The following is a 25,175-nucleotide window of genomic DNA, read 5'->3' as shown; positions in this document are numbered from 1 at the left end:
GTTGCAATGACGCAGCAGGAAATTTCCAAAATGGCATGAAATCGGGTTTTCCGGGCGGGCCGAGGGTAACATGATTTCCCTGAGCCAATGTGTTATCGCCCGATTGTGAATCCATCCGACCGCCTCCGCAGCTTGCTGCTTTTGTTTTTCTTCCAGACTTGCCACACGCAGGCGGCCGAGGTTTCCGGGCAGGATGAACTCAGCGCCTTGCCGCTGGAAAGCCTGATGGACGTCACGATGGTGACGTCGGCCTCGCGCCTGGCCCAGCGCGTCAGCGACGCCCCGTCGGCGGTGGCGGTGCTGACCTCGCAGGACGTGCGCGAGCATGGCTGGCGCACCTTGGGCGACGCCCTGTCCTCCCTCCCGGGCCTGTACGTATCGAGCGACCGCAACTACGACTACCTGGGCGCGCGCGGCTTCCTGCGCCCTGGCGACTACGACAGCCGCTTCCTGTTGCTGATCGATGGCGTGCGCATCAACGACAGCGTGTACGACCAGGCCTCCATCGGCAACGAAAGCCTGGTGGACATGGACCTGGTCGAGCGCATTGAATACGTGCCGGGGCCGGGTGCGGCCGTGTACGGCTCGAACGCGCTGTTTGGCGTGATCAACGTCATCACCAAGGCCGGCAGTGCCATGAGCGGGCCGCAAGCCGGGTTTTCGGTCGGCAGCAAGGGCGAACGGCGCGGCCGCGCCAGCTATGGCTACCATGCCCAGGATGGCACCGATGTGCTGTTTTCCGTCAACGCCTCGCGTCGCCGCGGCGACGCCTTGTACGCGGCGGAATTCGATACGCCGTCGCAAAACAACGGCCTGGCCGAGGGCCTCGACTACCAGCGCACGCACGGCGCGTTCTTCAAGGCCAGCCACGGCGGCTGGGCCTTCAGCAGCGGCTACATCGACCGCGTGAAAGGCGTGCCGACCGCTTCCTTCGGCGCCGTTTTTAATGCCCCCAACTACACGCGCGATACGCAAAGCTTTGCCAGCCTGTCCTACAACATGACCGCCAGCGAGCATGTATCGCTGACCAGCCGCGTGGACTGGGGACGCGCCGAATACACCGGTGTGGGCTGGTATCCGGACCAGCAGGGCCAGCCCCGCCAGAACGTCGATGGCGATCACGCCGCGTGGTATGCGCTCAACCTCAACGCCACCCTGACCGGCCTCCGCGACCACCGGCTGGTGATCGGGCTCGACGCCCGCCGCAATGCCCGCCGCGACCAATTCAACTTTGACCTCGACCCGCGCGAGTTGCGGCTGGACGACCGCCGCCACGACAGCCGCGCCGGCGCCTATCTGGAAGACGAGCTGCGGCTGACCAGCGCACTCATCCTCAACGCCGGCCTGCGCTATGACCACGACAGCATTTCCGGCAAGCGCTTCAGTCCGCGCACGGCGCTGGTCTGGCAGGCCAGCGCCATCGACACCCTCAAGCTGATCTACGGCACCGCCTACCGCTCGCCCAACGCCTACGAACTCTACTACGCGGTGGGCGAGGGCGAAGGCGGCCAGGCCGCCAACCCGCGCCTGCGCGCAGAAGAAATCTCCACGCACGAGCTGGTGTGGGAGCGCCAGCCGGACGCCTACAGCAAGGTCACGGTGGCGGCTTACCATTACCGCCTCTCCGGCCTGATCACCCAGATCGTCCGCGCCGACGGCCTGCTGATGTTCGACAACACCGAGCGGGCCTCGGCCAACGGCATCGAGCTGTCCGCCGAGCGCATGTTTGCCGGCGGCACCCGGCTGCGCGCCAACTATGCCTGGCAGCGCGCGCGCGATGGCGACGGGGCGGGGCTGGTTAATTCGCCGCGCCACCTGGCCAAGCTCAACGCCACCACGCCGCTGGGCGCGGCCCTGCGGCTGGGCATCGAAGGCCGGTGCATGTCGCGCCGCCTGACCGAGCAAGCCACCGCCGCCGGCTACTGCGGCTGGAACCTGACCGTGTTGCCGGCGCGCCGCCGCACGGCCGGGCTGGACTGGTCGGTCAGCCTCTTCAACACCGGCAACCAGCGCTATGCCGACCCGGCCGGGCCGGCTTTCGTGCAGCAGACGATCCCGCGCGAAGGGCGCACCGTGGTCGCCAAGATCGGCTATGCGTTCTGACTTCAGGCCCAGCGGAGCCAGGCTGCGGTGCGGCGTCGCGCTGGCCGTGCTGGCGCTGGTCCCGGCCCTGGCGCGTTATGCCTGCGCCCAGTCGGACGACGCCGCGCTGAAGGCCGCCTATGTCTACAATATCGCGCAGTTCACCAGCTGGCCGGCCGCCGCGCCGGCCGCGCGCCCGCTGACCGTATGCGTCAGCGGCGGCCATGCGCTAGGGCAGAGCTTGCGCAAGCTGCAGGGCAAGCCGGTGAGCGGGCGGCCGCTGGCCGTGCTCGAAGCCGGCCCCGGCGTGCAATGCGACGTGGCCGTGCTGCGCGGCGGCGGCCCCCGGCCCGCCGAACTGGGCAATGGCATCCTGGCCATCGTCGACGAGCCCAAGAACGGTTACGCCGGCGCGGTGGCCCTGATCGAGGAGGACCAGCACTTGCGCTTTGATATCGATACGGCAGAGGCGGCACGGGCCGGCCTGCACTTCAGCTCGCGCCTGCTGCGGCTGGCAAGGAATGTCCGATGACCCGCACGCCCGCCCCCAGGCCGGTGCCGATCGCCAGCGCCCTCGGCACCAGCCAGCTGATTGCGGCGGTGGCCGCACTGGTGATCACCGGCGCGGTGCTGATCGCTTACCAGTTGCTCGACATGCGCCACGCGCTGACCGAGGGCGCGCGCGTGCAGGCCGCCATCGTGGCCGACAGCGTGACCGCGCCGTTGATGTTTGGCGACCGCGAGGCCGCCCGCGACGTGCTGCGCGCGTTCCGCTACGCACCCGGCCTGCGCGCGATCGGCGTCTACGACCAACATGGCCAGCTGTTCGCCGAATTTTCCTATCCGGACAGCCAATTGCCGGCGCGCCAGCCGGACGCCGGCGACAGCCCGGACGACGTGGTGACCGTCACCGAGACCGTGCGCCACCGCAACACCGTGCTGGGCCAGACCGTGCTGCGGACCGGCACCAGCCAGCTGCGCACCGCCATGCTGCGCTACCTCGGCCTGCTGGCGGTGGCCTCGTTGCTGGCCATGCTGGTGGTAACGGTGCTCAGCCGCAAGACGCGCGCGCGCGTGGCCGCCGCCGAGCGCAAGCTCGAGTACATGGCGCACACCGACCACGTCACCGGGCTGCCCAACCGCCATTCCACCTATGCGCGGCTGGCGGTCGACCTCGAGCGCGCGCGGGCCCAGGGGCAGCAACTGGCGCTGCTGCTGGTCGACCTCGACAACTTCAAGGTGGTCAACGACACCGCCGGCCACGCGGCCGGCGACGAATTGCTCACGCAAGTGGCGGCGGCCTTGCTGGGTGCGGTGCGCGCGACCGACCTGCTGGGCCGCATCGGCGGCGACGAGTTTGCCATCATCGCCTGGCCGGTGGCCGACCGCGCCGCCGCGCTGGCGATGGCGTCCCAGGTCACGCAGGCGCTGCGGCGGCCGTTCCAGCTGGAATCGGGCGAATTCTTTGCCACCGCCAGTGTCGGCCTGTGCCTGTATCCGGACGACGCCCACAGCATGAGCGAACTGGTAAGCAGCGCCGACACCGCGCTGTACCACGCCAAGCACGGTGGTCGCAACCGTCTGGCCGAGTTCGTGCCAGCCATGACCGTCGCCGCCCAGCGCCGTGCCGCGCTCGAGCGCGAGCTGCGCCATGCCGTCGACCAGCAGCAACTGACGCTGCACTACCAGCCGCAGTTTGATTGCACCAGCGGCGCGCTGGTCGGGGTGGAAACGCTGCTGCGCTGGAACCATCCCGAGCACGGGCTGGTGTCGCCCGCCGAGTTCATCCCGATCGCCGAGGACAGCGGCTTGATCGTGCAGCTCGGCAGCTGGGTGCTGCACCGCGCCTGCCACGAGGTGATGGCGTGGGACCAGGCCGGGGCGCCGCCGCTGACCCTGGCCGTGAACATGTCGGCGCGCCAGCTGCGCGAGCCGGGCTTCATCGACGACGTGATGCGTGCGCTGGCCCTGAGCGGGCTGCCCCCCGAGCGGCTCGAGCTGGAACTGACCGAAAGCGTGCTGATGGAGGACGTCGCCGGCGCGGTGGCCTTCATGCAGGCGGTGCGGGCGCTCGGCGTTGGGCTGTCCATCGACGATTTCGGCACCGGCTATTCCTCGCTGGCCTACCTGCAAAGCTTCCCGATCAACCAGCTCAAGGTCGACCGCAGCTTCGTGCAACTGCTGCCACACAGCGGCGAGACCGTGATCCACGCCATCCTGGCGCTGGCGCACGGCTTTGGCTTGACGGTGGTGGCGGAAGGCGTGGAAGACCAGGCGCAGCTGGACTGGCTGCGCGCGGCCGGTTGCGAAATGGCGCAAGGCTTCCTGCTCGGCAGGCCGATGCCGCCGCAGGACTTTGCCGCGCGCTACCTGGCGCTGCCGGCGGCCGGTTAAGGAAATTCCCGGCGGCATGGCGGAGTTGGCTATACTCGCCGCCATGATAACCATCCCAGCCCCTCCCGCCCGCATCCGTGGCCGCCAGATCCTGACCCTGACGCTGCTGGTGGTCGGCGGCGTCATCAATTACCTCGACCGCGCCACGCTGGCGGTGGCCAATGAATTCATCCGCGCCGATCTCGGCCTGACGCTAGGCCAGATGGGCTTGCTGCTATCGGCGTTTTCGTGGAGTTATGCACTGTGCCAGCTGCCGGTGGGCGCGCTGGTCGACAAGATCGGCCCGCGCTGGCTGCTCGGCATCGGGCTGCTGGTGTGGTCGCTGGCGCAGGCGGCCGGCGGACTGGCCTCGGGCTTCGGCTACTTCGTGCTGGCGCGCATCGCGCTGGGCATCGGCGAAGCGCCGCATTTCCCGTCGGCGGCGCGCGCCGTCAGCAACTGGTTCCCGCCGCGCGCGCGCGGCACGCCAACCGGCATCTTCAATTCGGCCTCGCCGCTGGGCATGGCGCTGGCGCCGCTGTGCCTGCCGCCGCTGATCCTGGCCACCAGCTGGCACTGGGCCTTCTTCGTCACCGGCGCGCTCGGGCTGGTGGTGGCGCTGGTGTGGGTCAGCTTGTATCGCGATCCGGTCCCGGCCCAGCTGGACGCCGAAGAACGCGCCTACCTTGAAATCGCCGAGACCGGCGCCGCCGCCCCCAAGACCAGCGCCGCCGCCTGGGGCGCGCTGTTCCGCCATCGGGCAACGTGGGGCATGATGCTGGGCTTCTTTGGTTCGGTCTATCTGAACTGGGTCTACCTGACCTGGCTGCCGGGCTACCTGCGCACCGAGCGCCATATGGACCTGGCCTACGCCGGCGTGGCGGCGTCGATTCCCTTCCTGTGCGGCTTCGCTGGCGCGCTGGTGGCCGGCTGGGCCTCCGACCGGGTGGTGAAGGCGGCCACCTCGCCGATCTCCGGCCGCCGCAACGCGGTGGTGGCCACCATGCTGGGCATGGTCGCGTTCACCATCCCGGCGGCGCTGGTGGAGAGCAATGTGGTGGCCGTGGCCTGCATCTCGATGGTGATCTTCCTGGCCAACGCCTCGTCGGCCTGCGCGTGGTCGCTGGCGACGGTGGCGGCGCCGCGCAGCCACATCGCCTCGCTGGGTGCGATCCAGAACTTCGGCGGCTTCCTCGGCGGCGCGCTGGCGCCGGTGCTGACCGGCTATATCGCGCAGGGCTGGTCGTTCGTGCCGGCCCTGCTGACCGGCGCCGGCATCGCCTTCGCCGGCGCAATGGCCTACCACTTCCTGGTCACCAAACCGATCCCCGAATAGCGCCCTGAAACCTACTGACATTCAGGCAGCTTTGGATACCATCGACAAATCGGAATCATTGGGTGCGGAACTGAACGAGTCCCAGCAGGAATAAAGCCCCTGTTCTGCATACACACTTGCGCCTTCACAACGGTATCCACCGTGACTTCAGTCGTATTGCTCCCCAAGGGCTGGGGGTAAGCGCATTCATACATTACAGGCAACGCGATACGCTGATTCTCCCCAACCTGCCGGAAATCCAGGGATGAATCAGCCCTACGCCAAGTGATGCGGTCAGACTCCGTAAAATGCGATTCACTTTGCGAAAACCGCGCAAACCCCGCGTCGCCATAAAAAGGCAGCGCTTTTAGCTGATCAAGGCTTACGGGATAGCCTTGTTTCTTCTCAACGCAAGCCGGCAAGGCAAGATCCTGCTCATAGTTTCTGGAGCATAGACCTTTCCAGCCATCAGGGTGTCGATAGCCTTGAGAGAACATACAATTTTCATGGCTTGCGAGATCATTCAGCGTTTCATCACGATCGGTTATGAAGACATTACGGTACCCGCATGCCAGCATCGAGCGTTTTACATCATCGCCCGACGCGCCTGCGCGCACGTAACTTTCAAAAGCAGGCGGTGGAGGTTTAAAACCTCTGAAACTGCAAGCGGACAAAACCACTAGAGCAAATGCGCCGGCGACACCCCTGAAATGCGCCATGTTTTACTCCACGGTTACCGACTTCGCCAGATTGCGCGGCTTGTCGACGTCGGTGCCGCGCGCCAGGGCGGCGTGGTAGGCCAGCAGCTGCAGCGAGACGACGTGCAGGATCGGCGACAGCAGGCCGTAGTGTTCCGGCAGGCGGATCACGTGCACGCCTTCGCCCGAGGTAATGCGCGAGTCGACGTCGGCAAACACGTACAGCTGGCCGCCGCGCGCGCGTACTTCCTGCATATTCGATTTGAGCTTTTCGATCAGCACGTCGTTCGGCGCCACCGTGACCACCGGCATTTCTTCCGTCACCAGCGCCAGCGGGCCGTGCTTCAGCTCGCCCGCAGGATAGGCTTCCGCGTGGATGTAGGAAATCTCTTTGAGCTTGAGCGCGCCTTCCAGCGCGATTGGATAGTGCATGCCGCGACCGAGGAACAGGGCGTTTTCCTTGCGTGCGAAATCTTCGGCCCAGGCGATGATTTGCGGCTCCAGCGCCAGCACCGCCGAGATCGCCACCGGCAGGTGACGCATGGCTTTCAGGTGTTCGGCTTCTTCCGCATCGGTCAGGCGGCCGTTGACTTGCGCCAGCGACAGGGTCAGCAGGAACAGCGCGGCCAGCTGGGTGGTGAAGGCCTTTGTTGACGCCACACCCACTTCGACGCCGGCGCGGGTGACATAGGCCAGTTTGCATTCGCGCACCATCGCGCTGGTGGCGACGTTGCAAATGGTCAGCGTATGTTCCATGCCGAGCGCTCGCGCGTGTTTCAGCGCGGCCAGGGTGTCGGCGGTTTCGCCGCTTTGCGAGATGGTCACCACCAGCGTGTTCGGGTGCGGCACGCTGTCGCGGTAGCGGTATTCGGACGCGATTTCGACGTTGACCGGGATCTTGGCCACCGATTCGATCCAGTACTTGGCGGTCAGGCCCGAGTAGTAGCTGGTGCCGCAAGCCAGGATCAGCACGCGGTCGATCTGCTTGAAGACGTTGTAGGCGCCGTCGCCGAACAGCTCGGGCATGACGCCGGTGACGCCTTCCAGCGTATCGCCGATCACGCGCGGCTGCTCGAAGATTTCTTTCTGCATGTAGTGGCGGTACGGGCCCAGCTCGGCCGCGCCGGTGTGCGCCTGCACGGTTTTCACTTCGCGCTGGACTTGCTTGCCATTGCTGTCGACCACCCAGACGCGGCCCAATTGCAGGTCGACCACGTCGCCTTCTTCAAGGTAAATGATCTGGTCGGTGGTGCCGGCCAGCGCCATCGCGTCCGAGGCGACGAAGTTTTCGCCCTGGCCGATGCCGACGATCAGCGGCGAACCCTGGCGCGCGGCCACCACGCGGTGCGGCTCTTCGCGGCAGAACACGGCGATCGCGTAGGCGCCGGTCAGGCGCTTGACGGCGTGCTGCACGGTGTCGAACAGGTCGCCGTTGTACATGTGGTCGACCAGGTGGGCGATCACTTCGGTGTCGGTCTGGCTCTGGAACACGTAACCGAGCGCGGTCAGTTCGGCGCGCAGTTCGTCGTGGTTTTCGATGATGCCGTTGTGGACCAGCGCGATACGCGCCTGTTCGGTCGATGGCGAGAAGTGCGGATGGGCGTTGTGCGAAGCCGGCGCGCCGTGCGTGGCCCAGCGGGTGTGGGCGATGCCGGTGAAGCCTTGCAGGTGCGCGTCACTGATCTGCTTTTCGAGATCCGCCACACGCGAGGTGCTGCGCGAGCGCTGCAGCTGGCCATCCACATGCAGGGCAACGCCGCAGGAATCGTAACCGCGATATTCCAGGCGTTTCAGGCCTTCCAGCAGGATAGGAGTGATATTGCGTTGCGCTACCGCGCCGACGATGCCGCACATGGGAAACCTCTTCAGTTAAGTCAGAAAGCCATCGTAGAACAGCGCTGATGAAATAAGCTTTCTTAATTTACGCTAAATTGGCATAAAATTTCACCATACCCATCTTGTGAAATATTATTTCTTAAACGCCCTATGGATGAAATAGATCGTCGCATTTTGAATGCGCTGCAAGTTGATGCATCTCAAACCAACGCTGAATTGGCCGCTGCCGTGCACGTTTCACCGCCAACCTGCCTGCGCCGCGTCAAGCATTTGCGCGAAAGCGGGGTGATCCAACGGCAAGTCGCCATCGTGGCGCCCGAAAAAGTCGGGCCCAGTTTGACGGCGCTTGTGGAAATCTCGCTGGATATCCAGGCCGCCGAGCGCATGGCTGAGTTTGAAGCGCTGGTCGCCGGCGAGGCGGCGGTGCTGCAATGCTACCGCGTGGCGCCGGGGCCGGACTTTGTGCTGGTGGTACAGGTCCCCGACATGCCGGCCTACCACGCGCTGGCGCACCGGGTATTCACCAGCCACGCCAACGTCCGCAATGTGAAGGCGTATTTCTCGACTTTCCGCAGCAAGTTCGAGACGCGCATCGCCATTTGAGCCAGGTTATCCCAGGCTTATACAAGTTTATCCCGCCTGTTTTCACAAGGTTAGCCACAAGTTTTTCCACAAGCCTTTTCCGGCGAACTGGGAAAACTTGTACAGACCAACTTATCCCGCAGTTATCCCGACGCTACTCCAGCGCTTTCCCACAGCTTTATGCACAGGCTATTTGGCGAAGAAATAGTTATCCGCTACTTATTCAGCCTTACCCAGCACTTATCCAGCACTTACCCAGCCACTTACTCACAAAGTTATACACATTTGCCGGGTTTACTGGCAGCAGGTGCTGAAATTGCAGCACGCTAGATATTTCATAGCTGTATGAATTATTTGTCCACGCGTTGTCCTGCGCTTGCCAAGCGCTTACGCACAAGTTTATCCACAAAAAAAATGGCGCCCGCAGGCGCCATTCCAGTGGAAAACTTCTCGCTTACTTTTTGACTTTGACAGGACGGGTCCAGTTGTCGATGGTGACCTGGCGCGGACGCGATACCGTCAGCTTGCCAGCTGGTGCATCCTTGGTCAGGGTGGTGCCGGCGCCCAGCGTCGCGCCCTTGCCGACCGTGACCGGGGCCACCAGCTGGCTGTCGCTGCCGATGAAGGCGTCGTCTTCGATCACGGTGCGGAATTTGTTGGCGCCGTCGTAGTTGCAGGTGATAACGCCAGCGCCGACATTGACGCGCGAGCCGATGGTGGCGTCGCCGATGTAGGCCAGGTGATTGGCCTTGCTGTGCGCGGCCACCTGGCCGTTCTTGATCTCGACGAAGTTACCCACATGCACATCCTCGGCCAGCACGGTGCCCGGACGCAGGCGCGCATATGGCCCGATGATGGACACTTCGCCCACCACCGCCTCTTCGATGTGGCAGAACGGCTTGATCTGCGCGCCGGCCAGGATGCGGGCGTTGACGATCACGCTGTGTGCGCCGATGTGCACGCCTTCGCCCAGCTCAACCTTGCCTTCAAACACGCAGCCGACGTCGATGGTGACGTCGCTACCACAGACCAGCTCACCGCGCACGTCGATGCGAGCCGGGTCCAGCAGCGTCACGCCTTGTTCCAGCAGCTGGTTGGCGATGTTGCGCTGGTGGATGCGTTCCAGCTCGGCCAACTGCACCTTGCTGTTGACGCCGGCCACTTCCCACACCGCCGACGGCTGGGCCGACACCACAGGCACGCCATCCGCCACGGCCAGCGCGACGATGTCAGTCAGGTAGTACTCGCCCTGGGCATTTTCATTCTTAATGGCGCCCAGCCACTGTTTCAGGCGCTTGGTCGGCGCGACCATGATGCCGCTGTTGATTTCCTTGATGGCGCGTTCAGCCTCATTGGCATCTTTTTGCTCGACGATGCGCACTATGTGGCCGTTCTCACGCACGATGCGGCCCAAACCGGTAGGATCGTCCTGTACCACCGTCAGGATGCCCAGCTTGTCGTTGCCGGCGGCGTCGATCAGCGCTTGCAGCGAGGCGGCAGTGGTCAGCGGCACGTCGCCGTAGAGAATCAAGGTAGGGACGTTGTCATCCAGCTCCGGCAGGCCCTGCATCACGGCGTGGCCGGTGCCCAGTTGCTGTTCCTGCAGCGCGGTGGCGACCGGCGCCGGCTGCTTGGCCAGCAAGGCCTGGACAGCCGCAGCGCCGTGACCGTAAATCACGCATAATCGGCCGGCGGACAGGCTGCGCGCGGTATCGAGCACGTGCTGCAGCAGCGGCTTGCCAGCCAACGGATGTAAAACTTTCGGCAGTGCGGATTGCATGCGCTTGCCCATGCCGGCGGCGAGGATAACGACGTTCATAGAGGTGCCAAATCGAGTGAGTGTGTAAATGCAAAAGTCTAACATGCCCCCAGTCGGCCGCCGGACGCTATACGGCCTGTTCCTGATCATGCTCATGACCGTGCTGGCCGGCTGCAGTTCGCTGCGCCTGGCCTACAACAATGGCGACACGCTGCTGTACTGGTGGATCGACGGCTATGTCGACCTGAACAGCGATCAAAAAGACTGGGTCAGGAAGGATATCGATGAGCTGTTCCGCTGGCACCGCAAGACCCAGCTGCGCGACTACATGCAAATCCTGCAGACGGCGCAGCGCCAGTTGGCCGCCGGGCCCACTGCAGCCGACCTGCACAACGACTACGACGAAATCAAGGACCGTACCGAGCTGCTGCTGTTCAAGGCGCTGCCGGAACTGGCCGACCTGGCGCGCTCATTGCAGCCAGACCAGATCGCCACCTTGGAACGCAAGTTTGCTGCCAACACTGCCGAGTTCCGCAAAAAGAATATGCGCGGCGACAGGGAAGCGCAGCAAAAGTTCCGCTATCAGAAATCGATGGAGCAGTTCGAGCTGTGGTTCGGCAACTTCACCAGCGAGCAGGAAGCGCAGATCCGCAAGGCGTCCGACGCGCGGCCGCTGGACAATGCGTTGTGGCTGGACGAACGCCAGCGACGCCAGAAGATGATCCTGACGGCGGTGCGCAAGGTGCAGCAGGACAAACTCAGCAAGGACGCCACCATCGCGCTGCTGCACACACTGATCAAGGACAGCTTTGACCGCATGGACCAGCCGTCCGAGCGCAAGGCGTTTTTCGATGCCGCAGAGGAAGGCAATGTGCAGCTGATCCTGACCGTGATCCAGCTGGCCACGCCGGCCCAGAAAGCCCACGCGAACAAACGCATGCAGGGCTGGATCGACGACCTCAAGCAACTGGCGGCCGAGCAGCGCTAAGGTCTGCTGTGGTATGATTCTCCTTTGAATCAATGACTTAGATCATCGCCACATGCCGAAGAAGCCCGCCAGCAAGCCTGCCAAACCCGCCAAAGTTCCGGTCCACGGTCCTCAGCATTCCAACCAGGTACGCATCATCGGCGGCCAGTGGAAGCGCACGCCGCTGCCGGTGCTGAGCGCGCTTGGCCTGCGCCCGACTCCGGACCGCGTACGCGAGACGGTGTTTAACTGGATCAACCACCAGCGCGACGGCTACTGGGCCGACCTGCAGGTGCTGGACTTGTTCGCCGGCAGCGGCGCGCTCGGTTTCGAGGCTGCCAGCCGTGGCGCGCAGTCGGTCATCATGATCGACAGCAACACCCAAGTCACGCGCCAGCTGGACGAGATCAAAACCAAGCTCAAAGCCGACAACGTCACCATCACGCGCGGCGATGCGCTGGCGGCGGCGCAATCGGCGGCCCTGCGCGGCCAGAAATTCGACCTGGTTTTCCTCGATCCACCGTACCAGCAGACTTTTTTGGAGCGCGCCCTGCCGCTGTGCAGCAAACTGTTGAAAGAGGGCGGACTGGTATATGCTGAATCTGGACTGTCGCTGGAATTCGCCGAGGGCGAAGCCCCTGAATGGATGGCAAATTGGGAAATCCTCCGGGCCGACAAGGCCGGGATGGTGTTCTATCATTTAATAAAATATCAAGCGTAATTGCAGTTAAAACAGCGCCAAATGAAGGCAAATGTCATTTTTAGGGCATAATGCGCGTTCTATATTGGTGCACTGCAGGGAGCCGCAATGGTAGTAGCTGTTTATCCGGGTACGTTCGATCCGCTGACCCGTGGTCACGAGGACCTGGTGCGTCGCGCATCGGGCTTGTTCGACACGCTGGTGGTCGGCGTGGCGGATAGCAAGAACAAGAAGCCATTCTTTTCGCTCGATGAACGGCTGGAAATTGCCAATGAAGTGCTGGGCCACTACCCAAATGTGCGGGTCGAAAGCTTTTCCGGCCTGCTGAAGGACTTCGTGCGCGAGCACGACGCCCGCGTGATCGTGCGCGGCCTGCGCGCCGTGTCCGACTTTGAGTACGAGTTCCAGATGGCGGGCATGAACCGCTACCTGCTGCCGGACGTCGAAACCATGTTCCTGACGCCGTCCGACCAGTATCAATTCATCTCCGGCACCATCGTGCGCGAAATCGCCATGCTGGGTGGGGATGTGTCCAAGTTTGTGTTCCCATCGGTCGACCGTTGGCTGCAAAAGAAAATTGCTGCCACCCAAGCCGAATAAGCGAGTTCTGTCATGGCCTTAATGATTACCGACGACTGCATCAATTGCGACGTGTGCGAGCCCGAGTGCCCGAACGACGCGATCTACATGGGCGCGGAAATTTACGAAATCAATCCGGACAAGTGCACTGAGTGCGTCGGCCACTTCGACGAGCCGCAGTGCCAGCAAGTGTGCCCGGTCAGCTGCATTCCGTTCCACCCGGAACACCGCGAAACCAAAGACCAGCTGTTCGCCAAGTTCGAACTGCTGCAGGCCGCCAAGGCCTGACGAGCCAAAACCGCGCAAAAAAGCATGACCGTGCGGCCAACTGCGCCGCACCGTCTCCGCAGTGGTATAGTCGACAGACTTCTAACCCGGAGACATTCATGAACCGTAGAACTACCCTGCGTACCCTCGTGGCGGCCGCCCTGCTGGCCGCCGTGCCTGCGTTTGCCGCCGTTGAGGTGGCTGGCGTCAAATTCGACGACAGCATCACCCTGGCCGGCCAGCCGCTCAAGCTGAACGGCGCCGGCATCCGCACCAAGGTCATCTTCAAGGTCTACGCCGCCGGTCTCTACCTGACCGAAAAGAAAACTACCGTGCCGGACGTGCTGGCGGTGGCCGGTCCGCGCCGGGTGGCCATCACCATGCTGCGCGAAGTCAGCTCGGACGATTTCGGCAAGGCCTTCCTGGACGGCCTGAATGCCAACACCAGCAAGGAAGAGCGCAACAAGATCCTGCCGCAAATCACCAAGTTCGGCGAAGTGTTCGCACAGACGCCGGCCCTGAAAAAAGGCGACCAGCTGTCGCTGGACTGGACCCCGAACGAGGGCACCCAGTGCTATCTGAACGGTAAAAAACTCGGGGAATTGATGCCGGACGTGGCGTTCTACAACGCCGTGCTGCGTATCTGGCTGGGTGATAAGCCGGTCGATAGTTCCTTGAAGCCGGCTTTGCTTGGGGAGAAGTGAAGCGAGGTTGATGGTGCAGCGCGGTAGCAGTGACCGCGCCTAATTTTTAAGCACGCGAAGCCATTGCGCGCAGTTCGGCGGCGTGGCTCGGGTCGCACTCGCTACGGTTCAACATGCGCTTGAGCAGCATGGCGTCGCGCATCTGGCGGCGCTGCAAGCGTTCCTCTTTGCTCAACTTTGGCTTAACGACCAGCACCGCCGCACGCAGGCAGCCGCGCAGCAGCGGCTGGAACAGCACCAGCAAACCGCCGCTCACAGCGATAACCAGCGCCAGCTTGATTGCGGCGAACAATGAAAAATCTTGCATTACAGAAATCGCGATGGACATAGTTTAAGCGTAGCTTTAGAATCTGACGTAACTATAGTGCGGCGCAACATAAGTATCCAATTCTCTTTCTCCATAACAATTATTCGTTTGGTGAATGGACTGTGCTATCGTTATTTCTCCAACACCACTTCCCTTGAGCCGCTATGAGCTTCCTGACGCTGGACCTGAATTTGCTGCGCGTTTTCGACGCCGTGATGACAGAGCAAAATCTGACACGCGCCGCCGGCCATCTGGCCATGACCCAGCCGGCCGTTTCCAACGCCATCAAGCGGCTGCGCGAAAGTCTCGGGGATGAACTGCTGATCCGCACCGCCTACGGCGTCAAGCCGACCCCGCGCGCCGAATCGCTGTGGCCGTCCGTGCGCAGCGCGCTGGCCAGCCTGGAAGCGGCGGTGGCGCCGGAAACCTTCGACGTCTCGGCCGCCCACGCCACCTTCCGGATGGCGATGGCCGATGCAACCGCTGCCATGTGGCTGCCGTCGCTGATGCGCTCGATCGAGAGCGAGGCGCCGGGCGTCAACGTGCGCATGGTGCCGCTGACCACGCGCGAGCCGCGCCCGATGCTGCTGCGCGGCGACATCGATCTGGCGGTGGGTTTCTTCCCCGGCGTGGCGGCCCAGCTGTCGTACGAAACCGGTTCGCCGATCCGCCATGAGCGTTTGTATTCGGGTAAATATGTGTGCGTGATGCGGCGCGACCATCCGCTGTCCAAGGTCGAATTGAACCTGGAAAACTACTGCGATGCCAACCACCTGCTGGTGAGTTTCTCGGGCCGCGCCCACGGCCTGGTCGACGAGGCGCTGGCCCAGCTGCAGCGCGAGCGCCGCATCCTGCTGACGGTGAACCAGTTCTTTACCGCCGGCCGCGTGGTGGCCAACTCGGATTTGATTACGGTGCTGCCGCGCCACCTGATCGCAGCGACCGGCATGACCGATGCGCTGATCCACAAGGAATTGCCGTTCCAGCTGCCGGCGGTCCACCTGGACATGCTGTGGCACGAACGCGATGCGCGCAGCCCGGCCCACAAGTGGCTGCGCATGCACCTCGAGAAAATGAACTCGGTCACCCAGAGCCGCGTCGCCAATCCACCGACGCCGCCGGCTTCCACCCGCTAACTCGTCAAACTATTTGCTGCTGGAGCGGTAACCGATACGGAAACCGCCCCAGTGTCTGCCGTCCACATAAATCGGCGCCGACAGGTCATGCATGACCTCGCCCGTATCGCGCTTGTACGTCTGTAGCAGGAACGGCTTGGTGTTCGAGCCGCAGCGCTTGCCGGTGCGATCGCTGAAAATCCGCTTGGTGCGGTTGTTGACGATATCGACGTCATAGTTCCCGGTCAGCGGCTGGGAAAACTTCTTGTTGTGGGTGGGGAAATAGCCGTTGTTATCCACAGCACCGGCGTAAGCCAGCTGCGGCATGGCTTGCAGCAAGCCTTCCTGCAGCGGCGGCAGCACGCGGTCGGTGAAATCATCGAAGCGGGTCTTGTGCTTGGGTGGATCGGTGTTCGGGATCGGCGTGTACTGGCGGTCCCACAGCGCCTCGCGCGTGATCTTGCCGCTGGCGATGGCTTGCTCGAAAATCTTGCCCACTTCCGCCGCCGCACGCTGCGCCGCCAGGCGGATTTCATCGTGCGAACTCTCGATATCTGACTCGCCCAGCGCGCCGGTAATCACTTCCGCCCGTTCCGCCAGCGCCATCGCCGAGCTAGCGGCGCGCGGCAATTCCTTCTCGGTGGATAACAGGCTGTCGCGGATGCTGGCGATGGCATGGGCGATTTCCTCGGTGGTGGCCACGTGCTCGCGCGAGGCCCGGGCGATTTCGCCGATCTGGTCCTCCGATTCGCTCGACGAACGCTCGATATTGCCCAGCAACCCGTGCACGGTTTCCACGTTGCCAGCCGCCTCGCTGACCTTGACCGCCAGCGAACTCATGCCGTTGGCCGCTTTCTCCGCCTGCTGGTTAATCTCGCGCACCATCGTGCTGATCTCGTCGGTGGCTTCCTTGGTGCGCAGCGCCAGCTGGCGCACTTCGCTGGCGACCACGGCAAAGCCACGGCCTTGTTCACCCGCGCGCGCCGCTTCGATCGCGGCATTCAGCGCCAGCAGGTTGGTGCGGGCCGAGATTTCGCTGATGGCCTCGGTGAAGCCATAGATTTTGCGGGAGTTAGTTTGCAACGCCGCCATCACGGCGGCGGCAGTTTGCGCATCTTCGCGCGCAGTGCGGATGCGCTGCAGGCCGCTGTCGGCCTCGGTGCGGCCCGCCACGGTTTCGCCGCGCACCTGGGCAGCAATTTTAGCGGCCCGTTCGGCATTGGCGGCGATGCGCTCGGTGGCGTCGGCGTTCTGGCTGGAGCTGTGGACAATATTGCCGGCAGTGCCGACGTCCAGCTCGATTTTCTTTTTGACCGAATCGACGAAGTACGAGGTTTCCGCCGCGCCGATCATGATGGCGTCGATTTCCGCGCCCACGGTATGGGCGAAGTGGCGCACGCCGCCGTCTTCATTGCCGCCGCGCGCCGCCCACCAGGCCACCGCCGCGCCGCCCAGTGCAGCCGGAATGGCCGCCGTCACCGGGCCGGCTCCCATCAGGTTGAATAAGTAAGCGAGGCAGGTACCGCCAGCCGTCGCACCCAAAATCCACAATCCACGTTGCACCAACTTATGCTGCAAAAGCTTCATCTGTCCCCCGTTATCACAACAGGCGCCTTGGGCGGCTCCACTAATTTATTTCTTTGATGCTATTTTATGGGCAACTTGGTGGTATTCTTCACTTCTTCCATCACGGCGTAGGTGTGTGTCTCGCGCACGCCTTTTTGCAGCAGGGTTTTACCCAGGAATTCGCGGTAGGCAGCCATGTCCTTGACGCGCGCTTTGACCAGATAGTCAAAGCCGCCGGCAACCATGTGGCACTCCAGCACTTCCGGGATCACCTGCACGCTGTGCTTGAAGGCGTCGAACACTTCGGGTGTGGTGCGATCGAGCACGACTTCGATGAAGACGAGCAGGGACACATCGAGCAGCTGCGGATTCAGCTGCGCCGTGTAACCCATGATATACCCGGATTCGTGCAGCTTGCGCACGCGTTCCAGGCAAGCGGCGGGCGACAGATTTACCCGCGCGGCCAGCTCCACATTGGAGATCCGGCCATCGCTCTGCAATTCCATCAAGATTTTTTTGCTGATCTTGTCTAACATTTCCGGGAACTCCCAAATAAATATTATTTGGTTAAATTGTCTCACTAAAAACTATCTATTGCTAGCCCCTCGCATTACCAGAATTAATCCAGAAGAAATCCCTCTACAATCGAATCATTAGCAGTTCACCTGAAATCACGCTCGCCAGCCACGCTGACCGGGCGTGTTTTTGTACGTGGACCGGCTCAAAATAATTCTTCTGAGAGTATCCAATGCAAGCAGCAACCACCTCCGGTTACACCCCGTTCGCCGCCCTCCAGGCGGAAGTCCTGCGCGACCCGATTCCCCTGCGCGCAGCAGTGACGGCGGCCTATCGCAAAGACGAAGTCAGCGCCGTCCAATGGCTGCTCGACCAGCTGAAAAACCATGACGCCGGCAGCATTGAACAAGCCCAGCAACTGGCCCATAAACTGGTCAGCTCGGTGCGTGCGGAACGCACCCGCGCCTCGGGTGTCGATGCGCTGATGCATGAGTTTTCCCTGTCCTCGGACGAGGGTGTGGCACTGATGTGTCTGGCTGAAGCACTGTTGCGTATTCCCGACAATGCCACCGCCGACCGCCTGATTGCCGACAAAATCAGCAAGGGCGACTGGCGCAAGCACCTCGGCGAATCGCCGTCGCTGTTCGTCAATGCCGCCACCTGGGGCCTGCTGATTACCGGCAAACTGGTGTCGACCAGCAGCGAGACCGGCCTCGGCTCGGCGCTGACCAAGCTGATTTCCAAGGGCGGCGAGCCGCTGATCCGCAAGGGCGTGGACCTGGCGATGCGCATGCTGGGCAACCAGTTCGTCACCGGCCAGACCATCGACGAGGCGATCAAGAACGGCCAGGCCAACGAGGCGCGCGGCTACCGTTATTCCTACGACATGCTGGGCGAAGCCGCGCTGACCGAAGCCGACGCCAAGAACTACTACGCCTCCTACGAAACCGCGATTCATGCCATCGGCAAAGCTTCGAACGGCCGTGGCATCCGCAATGGTCCGGGCATTTCGGTGAAATTGTCGGCGCTGCACCCGCGCTACAGCCGCGCCCAGCGCGCCCGCGTGATGGAAGAACTGCTGCCGCGCGTGCGTGAACTGGTGCTGCTGGCCAAGCACTACAACATCGGCCTGAACATCGATGCGGAAGAGGCCGACCGTCTGGAACTGTCGCTGGACCTGATGGAAGCGCTGGCGCACGATCCCGCGCTGGCCGGTTTCGAAGGCATCGGCTTCGTGGTGCAGGCTTACCAGAAACGTTGCCCGTTCGTGATCGATTACCTGATCGACCTGGCCAAGCGCAGCGGCCGCAAGTTCATGGTCCGCCTGGTGAAGGGCGCTTACTGGGATGCGGAAATCAAGCGCGCCCAAGTGGACGGCATGAGCGGCTATCCGGTCTACACCCGCAAGGTCTACACCGACGTGTCGTATCTGGTGTGCGCGCAGAAACTGCTCGGTGCACAAGGCCTGATTTATCCACAATTTGCCACCCACAACGCGCAAACCCTGTCGACCATCTACACCTGGGCCAAGCGCGACGGCGTGACCGACTACGAATTCCAGTGCCTGCACGGCATGGGCGAATCGCTGTACGACCAGGTGGTGGGCAAGGACAACCTCGACAAGCCGTGCCGCATTTACGCGCCAGTCGGCACCCACGAAACGCTGCTGGCGTACCTGGTGCGCCGCCTGCTGGAAAACGGCGCCAACTCGTCGTTCGTGAACCAGATCGTCGATGAAGCCATCCCGATCGAGTCGCTGCTGAAAGACCCGGTCGCCAGCGCACGCGAGCAGGGCGGCCAGCCGCACGCCGGCATTGCCCTGCCGCTGGACATGTTCGGCGCCGAGCGCAAGAACTCGGCCGGCTTCGACCTGGCCAATGAAAACGTGCTGCGCGAGATTTCCGACGCGCTGGCGACACCGCGCAGCTGGCACGCCGCGCCGCTGCTGGCCGGTGAAATCAGCGTCGGCCAGCCGGTGCTGAACGTGACCAACCCGGCGCAACGCAGCGATATCGTCGGCCAGCTGGTGGAAGCCAACGCCGCCGACGTCGAAACCGCGCTGACCAGCGCCAGCAATTTCGCGATGGACTGGCAAACCACCGAGCCATCGATCCGCGCCGCCGCGCTGACCAAGGCCGCCGACCTGTTCGAGTCCAACGCGATGGAACTGATGACGCTGGCCATCCGCGAAGCCGGCAAATCGCTGCCCAACGCCATCGCCGAACTGCGCGAAGCGGTGGACTTCCTGCGCTACTACGCGGCTGAAATCAGCGGGTCGACCAACTCGCTGGCGCTGGGTCCGGTAACGTGCATCAGCCCGTGGAACTTCCCGCTGGCGATCTTCACCGGCCAGGTGGCGGCCTCGCTGGCCGCCGGCAATGTGGTGCTGGCCAAGCCAGCCGAGCAGACCCCGCTGATCGCCCACCGCGCGGTGGAACTGCTGCACCAGGCGGGTATCCCGCGCGCCGCGCTGCAATTCCTGCCGGGCCGTGGCGAAGTGGTCGGCGCCGCGCTGACCGCCGACAGCCGCGTCAAAGGCGTGATCTTTACCGGCTCGACCGAAGTGGCGCAGCTGATCAACCGCACGCTGGCCAAGCGCGCCGTGGCGGAAAACGCCGACATCCCGCTGATCGCCGAAACCGGCGGCCAGAACGCCATGATCGTCGACTCGTCGGCGCTGCCTGAGCAAGTGGTGCAGGATGCGATTTCGTCGGCCTTCGACAGCGCCGGCCAGCGCTGCTCGGCGCTGCGCGTGCTGTTCCTGCAGGAAGATATCGCCGAAAAAACCATCAAAATGCTGAAAGGCGCGATGCTGGAACTGAACGTCGGCACGCCGGACCGCCTGGTGACCGATATCGGCCCGGTGATCGACGCCGAAGCGCAGCAAAACCTGCTGGCCCACATCAACAAGCTGAAAGCGACGGCGGTGGACTACTTCTCGCTGGACCTGCCTGCGAATGTCACCGGCGCCGGCACCTTCGTGCCGCCAACCGTGCTGGAAATCCGCTCGCTGGCCGAACTGACGCAAGAAGTGTTCGGCCCGGTCATGCACGTGATTCGCTACAAGCGCGCCGATCTGCCGAAAGTGGTGGAGCAAATCAACGCCAGCGGCTTCGGCCTGACCTTGGGCGTGCACTCGCGCATCGATGAAACTATCGACTACATCAGCAGCAGCGCGCACGTGGGCAACATCTACATCAACCGCAACATCGTCGGCGCGGTGGTGGGCGTGCAGCCGTTCGGTGGCGAAGGCAAATCCGGCACCGGCCCGAAAGCCGGCGGCCCGCTGTACCTGAAACGCCTGCAACGCGGCGCGATCGCCTTGCCTAAACACGAGCGCGTGAGCACGCCGGCGCTGGATGCGCTGGTTGGATGGGCCAAAACCCACGGCCATCAGCATATTGCCAGCCTCGGCGAGCAATACAGCCGCACCAGCCTGCTGGGCAGCCTCACCACGCTGCCGGGCCCGACCGGCGAACGCAACACGCTGGCGCTGGTGTCCCGTGGCGCCATCGCTTGCGCAGCGGGCACGCTGGGCGGCTTGCTGAACCAGCTGGCGGCAACGCTGGCGACCGGCAATATCGCGCTGGTGCCGGGCGATGTGGCCAAACTACTGCCGGCGGACCTGCCTGCGGCCGTAAAAGACCGCATCCAGACCGTTTCCAGCCTGGAAAACGCCGATTTCCAGATCGCTTTGGTGGAAGACATGCTCTCGGCCAGCTTGCACGCCCCCTTGGCGGCCCGTAAAGGCGCCCTGGTGGGCCTGATCAGCACCGATGAGGACCGTGCCATCCCGCTGTGGCGTTTGCTCGCTGAGCGCGCTCTGTGCGTGAATACGACGGCGGCAGGCGGTAACGCCAGCCTGATGACGCTGCAAGCGTCGTAAAAAGTCGTTGGAAAGCAAAAAGCCGGGTTCTCCCGGCTTTTTTTACGACTTGCAGAAGTTTTGAATCACATCAAACGCGTAGCGCGAGGCTACCGTTTTGATGAAATGCATGAAATCGACGGCCGCGTCATCGTTGGCGTTGTCGGAAATCGTTCGAATCACGGCAAACGGAATGCCAAGCTCGAAACACACTTGCGCCACTGCTGCGCCTTCCATTTCCACGGCCAATAAATCAGGCAATTCCGCTTTCAGCGCCTGAATTTGGCTCAATTTGCCTATAAACTGATCACCGCTGGCAATCAAACCGCGATGCACACGCGTAATTTGCCCAGCAGCGCCAGCTAATCTCTCGGTCAAAGCAACGTCAGTCGCAAAGCGCGACAGGCCAGTCAGCGGGATTTCATGCCTCGGAAACAGTGGACTGGCATCGAAATCATGTTGAAGCAGCGAGTCAGCCACCACGATATCGCCAACCTTAACGTTTTTATCCCCGCTTCCAGCAACGCCCGTGAAGACAATGTGGGTAACTCCGAACTTTTCCACAAGAGTTGCAGCTGTCATTGCCGCTGCAACCTTGCCTATACGCGATAAAACGCACACAGCGTCGATTTCCCAGAGTTTTCCGCTGCTGTACTCCCTCATCCCATAAAAGTGCTTAGAAGGGCTCTCAAGGGCTTCTATCAGCCCCTGCTGTTCTTCAGCCAACGCACTAATGATGCCTAAACGCATGTTTTTCCTTGAATTTTGCGAGCTTGCTTGTGGAGATCAACGGTCTTTTCCACATCGCGTAGCGAAAAAAATGAATTTTAAGGCGTTTTTTGATGGCTAGATGGTTTCCAGACGGCGAGTAGCCGTTTAATTCAATGCTTTTAGTTGTTTACAAAAGGTTTATATAAAAATAGTGGTAATAGTAAACGTGCAAATAGCTGTGGATAAGTCATGTATACGTTTACAAATCATTTGTTTACAGCGTAAACAACACGCTGCATAAGCGCTGTATCAGTTCAGGAACAGTTTCTGGATAAAATAAGTGCCTGTGGTCAAAAGAGACGCTTGGTCACATCTCATCCTGTGGATATCCAGTCACTTATACACAGGCGAGCACTGTTTTTGTAGCTGTTTTTCCAATTCTTCGCCCGAAATCGGTCTGGAGAACAGGTATCCCTGCCCTAAATCGCATCCGGCAGCTGTCAAAGCGGTCAGTTGTTGCTGTGTTTCTATGCCTTCGGCGATGACTTTGATGTCCAACTTGTGTGCCATTGCAATAATCGCCTCACAAATCAACATGCCATCCGTCCCTTGGTGGACAAAAGCCGGGTCGATCTTGATGTAATCGATGGAAAAGCGCTTGAGGAATGCCACGGAACAGTGTCCGGAGCCAAAATCGTCGAGTGAAAGCTGCATATGGGCATGCTGGAAGGCCAGAACGCTGTCGGAATTGTTGTTGGCCGTCTCCAACAGCAGGCTTTCAGTGACCTCGATGATGATGCTGTTCGGACTCAGCCGCAGTTCTTGCAGAAAATTCAGCCATTCCTGGTAATTGCTGCCGTCATCGCGGAACTGCCAGGCCGATTTGTTCACGCTGATTTGGAAACTCGGGGAGCTCAGCGCCTGCAGTTTCTGCACTTCACGCGCCGCTTGACGGAAAACCCAGTCGCCAATGCCGACAATCATGCCGCTGCTTTCGGCAACGCCAATGAATTCGGCTGGGTTCAGCAGCCCACGGCTTGGATGCTGCCAGCGAACCAGCGCCTCTGCCTTGACGATAGCGCCGCTGACCAGGTCGATAATCGGCTGGTACAGGATGCGCAGTTCATCGCGCGCTACCGCGTCGCGCAATTCGGTGACCAGACTCATGCGCTCGCGCGTGGCTTCCTGCATGAAGGGCGCGAAGTAGTTGAAGCGGTTGCGGCCCTGCTGCTTGGCCGCGTACATGGCCTGATCGGCGTTTTTGATTAAAGTTTCAGCATCCTTGCCGTCTTCCGGGTACAAAGTGATGCCGAGGCTGCTTGAAATATGAGCAATGTCTTCGCCCAGCTGGAACGGCGTGCTCATTTTCTTCAGAATTTCCTGCGCTGTGCGGACGACATCGCCGGCATTGCGCAGTTCGCTCAGGATGACAGTGAACTCGTCGCCACCCAATCGCGCTACGGTATCGGTGCTGCGAACCGAACTGGAGAGCCGCGTTGCCACTTCTTTGAGCAGGACATCGCCTTTGTCGTGCCCCAGCGTATCGTTGATTTCCTTGAAATGGTCCAGGTCGACGAACACCAGCGCCATCGGCAGCTGCGAGCGGTCGGTTTTTTTCATTTCCTGGCGTAGATGCTCATGGAACATGCGCCGGTTGGGCAGGCCAGTGAGGGCGTCAAAGTTAGCTTGGCGCCACATCAGTTCTTCAGACGCTTTTTTCTGGGTGATATCGCTGAGCAAAGCGACGTAGCGGAACGGATTTCCCTGCTCATCGTAGACCGTGTTGATCAGCATCGAGACCAGGTATTCCTCGCCATCGCGATTGCGCTGCCACAATTCGCCCTTCCAGTAGCCGGATTTGGTCACGCATTCGAACATGCGGCCGAAAAATTCCTTGTCGTTGCGGCTGGAAGTGAGTTCATAACTGCGATGGCCAACGAGTTCTTTCTCGGTGTAGCCGCTGAGCAGGGAAAATGCCGGGTTCACGGTCAGGATGACGCCGTCGGCATCGGTCACCATCATGCCCTCGCCGCTGTTCTGGAACAGCAGGGCGGTCAGCTTCAGGGATTCTTCGTTGGCCAGCAGTTTTTTTTCCATTTCCCGGCTGGCGGTGTACAAGGCGCGATAGCGCAACTCGCGTTCTTCCTGCCGGGTGTAGGTGCGCAGGGAAAAATGGCCGGCACCCATCATCAGCAACAGCAAAATCGTCAGACCGCCTCCGGCGACCTGGTAATTCCGCAGCAGCAGACGCGCCGATTCGGTGTCGTTGCTGCCGACCACCATGATGAGCGGTAATCCGTCAATCACGCGATAGCTGAAAACCCTTACGACATTGTCGATCCTGCTCAGCGTCTTGTACGTTCCGGAGTTGGCCTGGCGCACATTGTCAAACAGGGCGCTATCGCCGATGTCGCGTCCGAATGCCCGCTCGAACAGCGGTGCGCGGGCGATGATTTTGCCGTTGCCATGTACCAGCGTCATCGAGATGTCGGAATTAAACCGCGAATTTTCAAAGACTTTGACGTAACGCTCGATGCTGAGCGGTGCTACGACGACGCCTAGGAACTCGCCTTTTGCACTTTCCACGCGACGACTGATGAAAAACAGCTTCTGTTTGCTGATTCTGCCGATCGAAGGCTCGCCTATGAACAGCTTGCCTTTGCTGGAATTGTCGACATGCGCTTTGAAATAGTCGCGGTCTGCGTAGGACGTTCCTGTGATGTCGGAACCAGTGGAATTTGCAATCGCATTGCCTTTGGGATCAATGAAGGTGATCCAGTAGTCGCTGTCGAAACTGGATCCGCGTGAAGAAAGCAGGGCAGAAATGGTTTCCGGAGACTGGCTTTGCTTTGCAGGCAAAACTTTGATGGCATTGGCGAAGCCGATCAGCGACAAATCCACCGACTGAATCGAGTAAATCACGTGGGCTTCCATCGCTTTCACGTAATGCTCGGTCTGGGATTGAACGGCGAGTTCGCGTTCGACGTAGGAAGTGTGGAACTGGCTGACCACGACGGCAATGGCAAGGGTTGCCATCAGAAAAAGGCCGGTGATCAAACGTCGCCGAAACCGCAAATATGCAGGCGACCTGGGATTTTTGCGGTAGGAGGACAAAACGGCTCCCGCAGGGACTGTTTGTTTGCAAAGTCAGTATATCGGTTTACTTTAAAGACGTAGATATAAAAATAGTGATAGTTGTTAACACAGACAGGTTTCTGTGGATAAGTGCCCAT

General features: G+C 61.6%; 20 protein-coding genes. 12 read left to right on the top strand and 8 right to left on the bottom strand.

Features of this window, described 5'->3' with window-relative positions:
• Nucleotides 1-132 precede the first annotated feature (132 nt).
• Genes BMZ70_RS25440 through BMZ70_RS25425 form a run of 4 tightly spaced genes read left to right on the top strand, consistent with a single transcriptional unit; the run spans nucleotide 133 to nucleotide 5,791 of the window.
• Entirely contained in the window at nucleotides 133-2,103 is a 1,971-nt protein-coding gene (locus BMZ70_RS25440) for a TonB-dependent receptor plug domain-containing protein (RefSeq protein ID WP_229205593.1), read from the top strand.
• Nucleotides 2,093-2,614 carry a YfiR family protein gene (locus BMZ70_RS25435; RefSeq protein ID WP_165403574.1) on the top strand — a complete coding sequence of 174 codons (522 nt, stop codon included), beginning with the start codon at nucleotides 2,093-2,095 and terminating at the stop codon, nucleotides 2,612-2,614. Before BMZ70_RS25440 ends, BMZ70_RS25435 begins: the two co-directional genes overlap by 11 nt.
• Nucleotides 2,611-4,476 carry a putative bifunctional diguanylate cyclase/phosphodiesterase gene (locus BMZ70_RS25430; protein ID WP_092280796.1) on the top strand — a complete coding sequence of 622 codons (1,866 nt, stop codon included), beginning with the start codon at nucleotides 2,611-2,613 and terminating at the stop codon, nucleotides 4,474-4,476. Before BMZ70_RS25435 ends, BMZ70_RS25430 begins: the two co-directional genes overlap by 4 nt.
• Before the next feature lie 43 nt (nucleotides 4,477-4,519).
• Entirely contained in the window at nucleotides 4,520-5,791 is a 1,272-nt protein-coding gene (locus tag BMZ70_RS25425; RefSeq protein ID WP_092281163.1) for an MFS transporter, read from the top strand.
• A gap of 11 nt (nucleotides 5,792-5,802) precedes the next feature.
• Here the strand turns inward: BMZ70_RS25425 and BMZ70_RS28185 are convergent, their stop codons facing one another.
• On the bottom strand, nucleotides 5,803-6,489 hold the full coding sequence (locus tag BMZ70_RS28185) for a hypothetical protein (protein ID WP_130301010.1): 687 nt from the start codon (nucleotides 6,487-6,489) through the stop codon (nucleotides 5,803-5,805).
• Nucleotides 6,490-6,492: 3 nt separating this feature from the next.
• The gene (glmS, locus tag BMZ70_RS25420; RefSeq protein ID WP_092280794.1) at nucleotides 6,493-8,322 is read right to left on the bottom strand and encodes a glutamine--fructose-6-phosphate transaminase (isomerizing); all 1,830 of its coding nucleotides are present in this window, start codon (nucleotides 8,320-8,322) and stop codon (nucleotides 6,493-6,495) included.
• Between the two features lie 132 nt (nucleotides 8,323-8,454).
• Here glmS and BMZ70_RS25415 point away from each other — a divergent pair, with 132 nt between their 5' ends.
• Complete coding sequence (locus tag BMZ70_RS25415) at nucleotides 8,455-8,907, top strand: Lrp/AsnC family transcriptional regulator (protein WP_092280792.1); 453 nt, start codon at nucleotides 8,455-8,457, stop codon at nucleotides 8,905-8,907.
• Nucleotides 8,908-9,340: 433 nt separating this feature from the next.
• Here the strand turns inward: BMZ70_RS25415 and glmU are convergent, their stop codons facing one another.
• Nucleotides 9,341-10,705, bottom strand: coding sequence for a bifunctional UDP-N-acetylglucosamine diphosphorylase/glucosamine-1-phosphate N-acetyltransferase GlmU (glmU, locus tag BMZ70_RS25410; RefSeq protein WP_092280790.1), 1,365 nt, complete (start codon nucleotides 10,703-10,705; stop codon nucleotides 9,341-9,343).
• Between the two features lie 28 nt (nucleotides 10,706-10,733).
• Here glmU and BMZ70_RS25405 point away from each other — a divergent pair, with 28 nt between their 5' ends.
• The 5 genes from BMZ70_RS25405 to BMZ70_RS25385 all read left to right on the top strand — a co-directional run bounded on the left by BMZ70_RS25405 (nucleotide 10,734) and on the right by BMZ70_RS25385 (nucleotide 13,862).
• The gene (locus BMZ70_RS25405; protein ID WP_229205592.1) at nucleotides 10,734-11,633 is read left to right on the top strand and encodes a DUF6279 family lipoprotein; all 900 of its coding nucleotides are present in this window, start codon (nucleotides 10,734-10,736) and stop codon (nucleotides 11,631-11,633) included.
• Nucleotides 11,634-11,685: 52 nt separating this feature from the next.
• Nucleotides 11,686-12,333 (top strand): 16S rRNA (guanine(966)-N(2))-methyltransferase RsmD, encoded by a 648-nt coding sequence (gene rsmD / locus BMZ70_RS25400; RefSeq protein WP_092280786.1) that lies wholly within the window; start codon nucleotides 11,686-11,688, stop codon nucleotides 12,331-12,333.
• An 87-nt stretch (nucleotides 12,334-12,420) separates the two neighbouring features.
• Entirely contained in the window at nucleotides 12,421-12,912 is a 492-nt protein-coding gene (coaD, locus tag BMZ70_RS25395; protein WP_092280784.1) for a pantetheine-phosphate adenylyltransferase, read from the top strand.
• Nucleotides 12,913-12,924: 12 nt separating this feature from the next.
• Complete coding sequence (locus BMZ70_RS25390; protein ID WP_092280782.1) at nucleotides 12,925-13,179, top strand: YfhL family 4Fe-4S dicluster ferredoxin; 255 nt, start codon at nucleotides 12,925-12,927, stop codon at nucleotides 13,177-13,179.
• Nucleotides 13,180-13,277: 98 nt separating this feature from the next.
• Nucleotides 13,278-13,862, top strand: coding sequence for a chalcone isomerase family protein (locus BMZ70_RS25385; protein WP_092280780.1), 585 nt, complete (start codon nucleotides 13,278-13,280; stop codon nucleotides 13,860-13,862).
• 46 nt (nucleotides 13,863-13,908) lie between these two features.
• Here BMZ70_RS25385 and BMZ70_RS25380 read toward each other — a convergent pair whose 3' ends face one another.
• Nucleotides 13,909-14,169, bottom strand: a complete 261-nt coding sequence (locus tag BMZ70_RS25380) for a hypothetical protein (RefSeq protein WP_229205591.1) — start codon at nucleotides 14,167-14,169, stop codon at nucleotides 13,909-13,911.
• Between the two features lie 164 nt (nucleotides 14,170-14,333).
• On the opposite strand from BMZ70_RS25380, the gene BMZ70_RS25375 reads away from it, so the two are divergent.
• Entirely contained in the window at nucleotides 14,334-15,305 is a 972-nt protein-coding gene (locus BMZ70_RS25375; RefSeq protein WP_092280776.1) for a LysR family transcriptional regulator, read from the top strand.
• Between the two features lie 9 nt (nucleotides 15,306-15,314).
• Here the strand turns inward: BMZ70_RS25375 and BMZ70_RS25370 are convergent, their stop codons facing one another.
• The gene (locus BMZ70_RS25370; protein WP_092280774.1) at nucleotides 15,315-16,871 is read right to left on the bottom strand and encodes a methyl-accepting chemotaxis protein; all 1,557 of its coding nucleotides are present in this window, start codon (nucleotides 16,869-16,871) and stop codon (nucleotides 15,315-15,317) included.
• Nucleotides 16,872-16,930: 59 nt separating this feature from the next.
• On the bottom strand, nucleotides 16,931-17,386 hold the full coding sequence (locus BMZ70_RS25365) for an Lrp/AsnC ligand binding domain-containing protein (protein ID WP_008443393.1): 456 nt from the start codon (nucleotides 17,384-17,386) through the stop codon (nucleotides 16,931-16,933).
• Between the two features lie 212 nt (nucleotides 17,387-17,598).
• On the opposite strand from BMZ70_RS25365, the gene putA reads away from it, so the two are divergent.
• A complete protein-coding gene (gene putA / locus BMZ70_RS25360; protein WP_092280772.1) occupies nucleotides 17,599-21,252 on the top strand; it encodes a trifunctional transcriptional regulator/proline dehydrogenase/L-glutamate gamma-semialdehyde dehydrogenase in 3,654 nt (1,217 codons plus the stop codon).
• 42 nt (nucleotides 21,253-21,294) lie between these two features.
• Here the strand turns inward: putA and BMZ70_RS25355 are convergent, their stop codons facing one another.
• Nucleotides 21,295-21,981, bottom strand: coding sequence for a 5'-methylthioadenosine/adenosylhomocysteine nucleosidase (locus BMZ70_RS25355; protein ID WP_092280770.1), 687 nt, complete (start codon nucleotides 21,979-21,981; stop codon nucleotides 21,295-21,297).
• Between the two features lie 354 nt (nucleotides 21,982-22,335).
• Nucleotides 22,336-24,999 carry a bifunctional diguanylate cyclase/phosphodiesterase gene (locus BMZ70_RS25350; protein WP_229205590.1) on the bottom strand — a complete coding sequence of 888 codons (2,664 nt, stop codon included), beginning with the start codon at nucleotides 24,997-24,999 and terminating at the stop codon, nucleotides 22,336-22,338.
• Nucleotides 25,000-25,175: the final 176 nt, after the last annotated feature.

The organism is Duganella sp. CF402 (genome assembly GCF_900109645.1).
GTDB lineage: Bacteria > Pseudomonadota > Gammaproteobacteria > Burkholderiales > Burkholderiaceae_D > Rugamonas.
This window is presented reverse-complemented; position numbering and strand designations above follow the sequence as displayed.

What these genes read in the sequence shown, in the direction of transcription:
- BMZ70_RS25435 (WP_165403574.1), top strand. Translation starts at nt 2,093, where the DNA reads ATGCGTTCTGACTTCAGGCCCAGCGGAGCCAGGCTGCGGTGCGGCGTC.
- BMZ70_RS25430 (WP_092280796.1), top strand. Translation starts at nt 2,611, where the DNA reads ATGACCCGCACGCCCGCCCCCAGGCCGGTGCCGATCGCCAGCGCCCTC.
- BMZ70_RS25425 (WP_092281163.1), top strand. Translation starts at nt 4,520, where the DNA reads ATGATAACCATCCCAGCCCCTCCCGCCCGCATCCGTGGCCGCCAGATC.
- BMZ70_RS28185 (WP_130301010.1), bottom strand. Translation starts at nt 6,489, where the DNA reads ATGGCGCATTTCAGGGGTGTCGCCGGCGCATTTGCTCTAGTGGTTTTG.
- glmS (WP_092280794.1), bottom strand. Translation starts at nt 8,322, where the DNA reads ATGTGCGGCATCGTCGGCGCGGTAGCGCAACGCAATATCACTCCTATC.
- BMZ70_RS25415 (WP_092280792.1), top strand. Translation starts at nt 8,455, where the DNA reads ATGGATGAAATAGATCGTCGCATTTTGAATGCGCTGCAAGTTGATGCA.
- glmU (WP_092280790.1), bottom strand. Translation starts at nt 10,705, where the DNA reads ATGAACGTCGTTATCCTCGCCGCCGGCATGGGCAAGCGCATGCAATCC.
- BMZ70_RS25405 (WP_229205592.1), top strand. Translation starts at nt 10,734, where the DNA reads ATGCAAAAGTCTAACATGCCCCCAGTCGGCCGCCGGACGCTATACGGC.
- rsmD (WP_092280786.1), top strand. Translation starts at nt 11,686, where the DNA reads ATGCCGAAGAAGCCCGCCAGCAAGCCTGCCAAACCCGCCAAAGTTCCG.
- coaD (WP_092280784.1), top strand. Translation starts at nt 12,421, where the DNA reads ATGGTAGTAGCTGTTTATCCGGGTACGTTCGATCCGCTGACCCGTGGT.
- BMZ70_RS25390 (WP_092280782.1), top strand. Translation starts at nt 12,925, where the DNA reads ATGGCCTTAATGATTACCGACGACTGCATCAATTGCGACGTGTGCGAG.
- BMZ70_RS25385 (WP_092280780.1), top strand. Translation starts at nt 13,278, where the DNA reads ATGAACCGTAGAACTACCCTGCGTACCCTCGTGGCGGCCGCCCTGCTG.
- BMZ70_RS25380 (WP_229205591.1), bottom strand. Translation starts at nt 14,169, where the DNA reads ATGCAAGATTTTTCATTGTTCGCCGCAATCAAGCTGGCGCTGGTTATC.
- BMZ70_RS25375 (WP_092280776.1), top strand. Translation starts at nt 14,334, where the DNA reads ATGAGCTTCCTGACGCTGGACCTGAATTTGCTGCGCGTTTTCGACGCC.
- BMZ70_RS25370 (WP_092280774.1), bottom strand. Translation starts at nt 16,871, where the DNA reads ATGAAGCTTTTGCAGCATAAGTTGGTGCAACGTGGATTGTGGATTTTG.
- BMZ70_RS25365 (WP_008443393.1), bottom strand. Translation starts at nt 17,386, where the DNA reads ATGTTAGACAAGATCAGCAAAAAAATCTTGATGGAATTGCAGAGCGAT.
- putA (WP_092280772.1), top strand. Translation starts at nt 17,599, where the DNA reads ATGCAAGCAGCAACCACCTCCGGTTACACCCCGTTCGCCGCCCTCCAG.
- BMZ70_RS25355 (WP_092280770.1), bottom strand. Translation starts at nt 21,981, where the DNA reads ATGCGTTTAGGCATCATTAGTGCGTTGGCTGAAGAACAGCAGGGGCTG.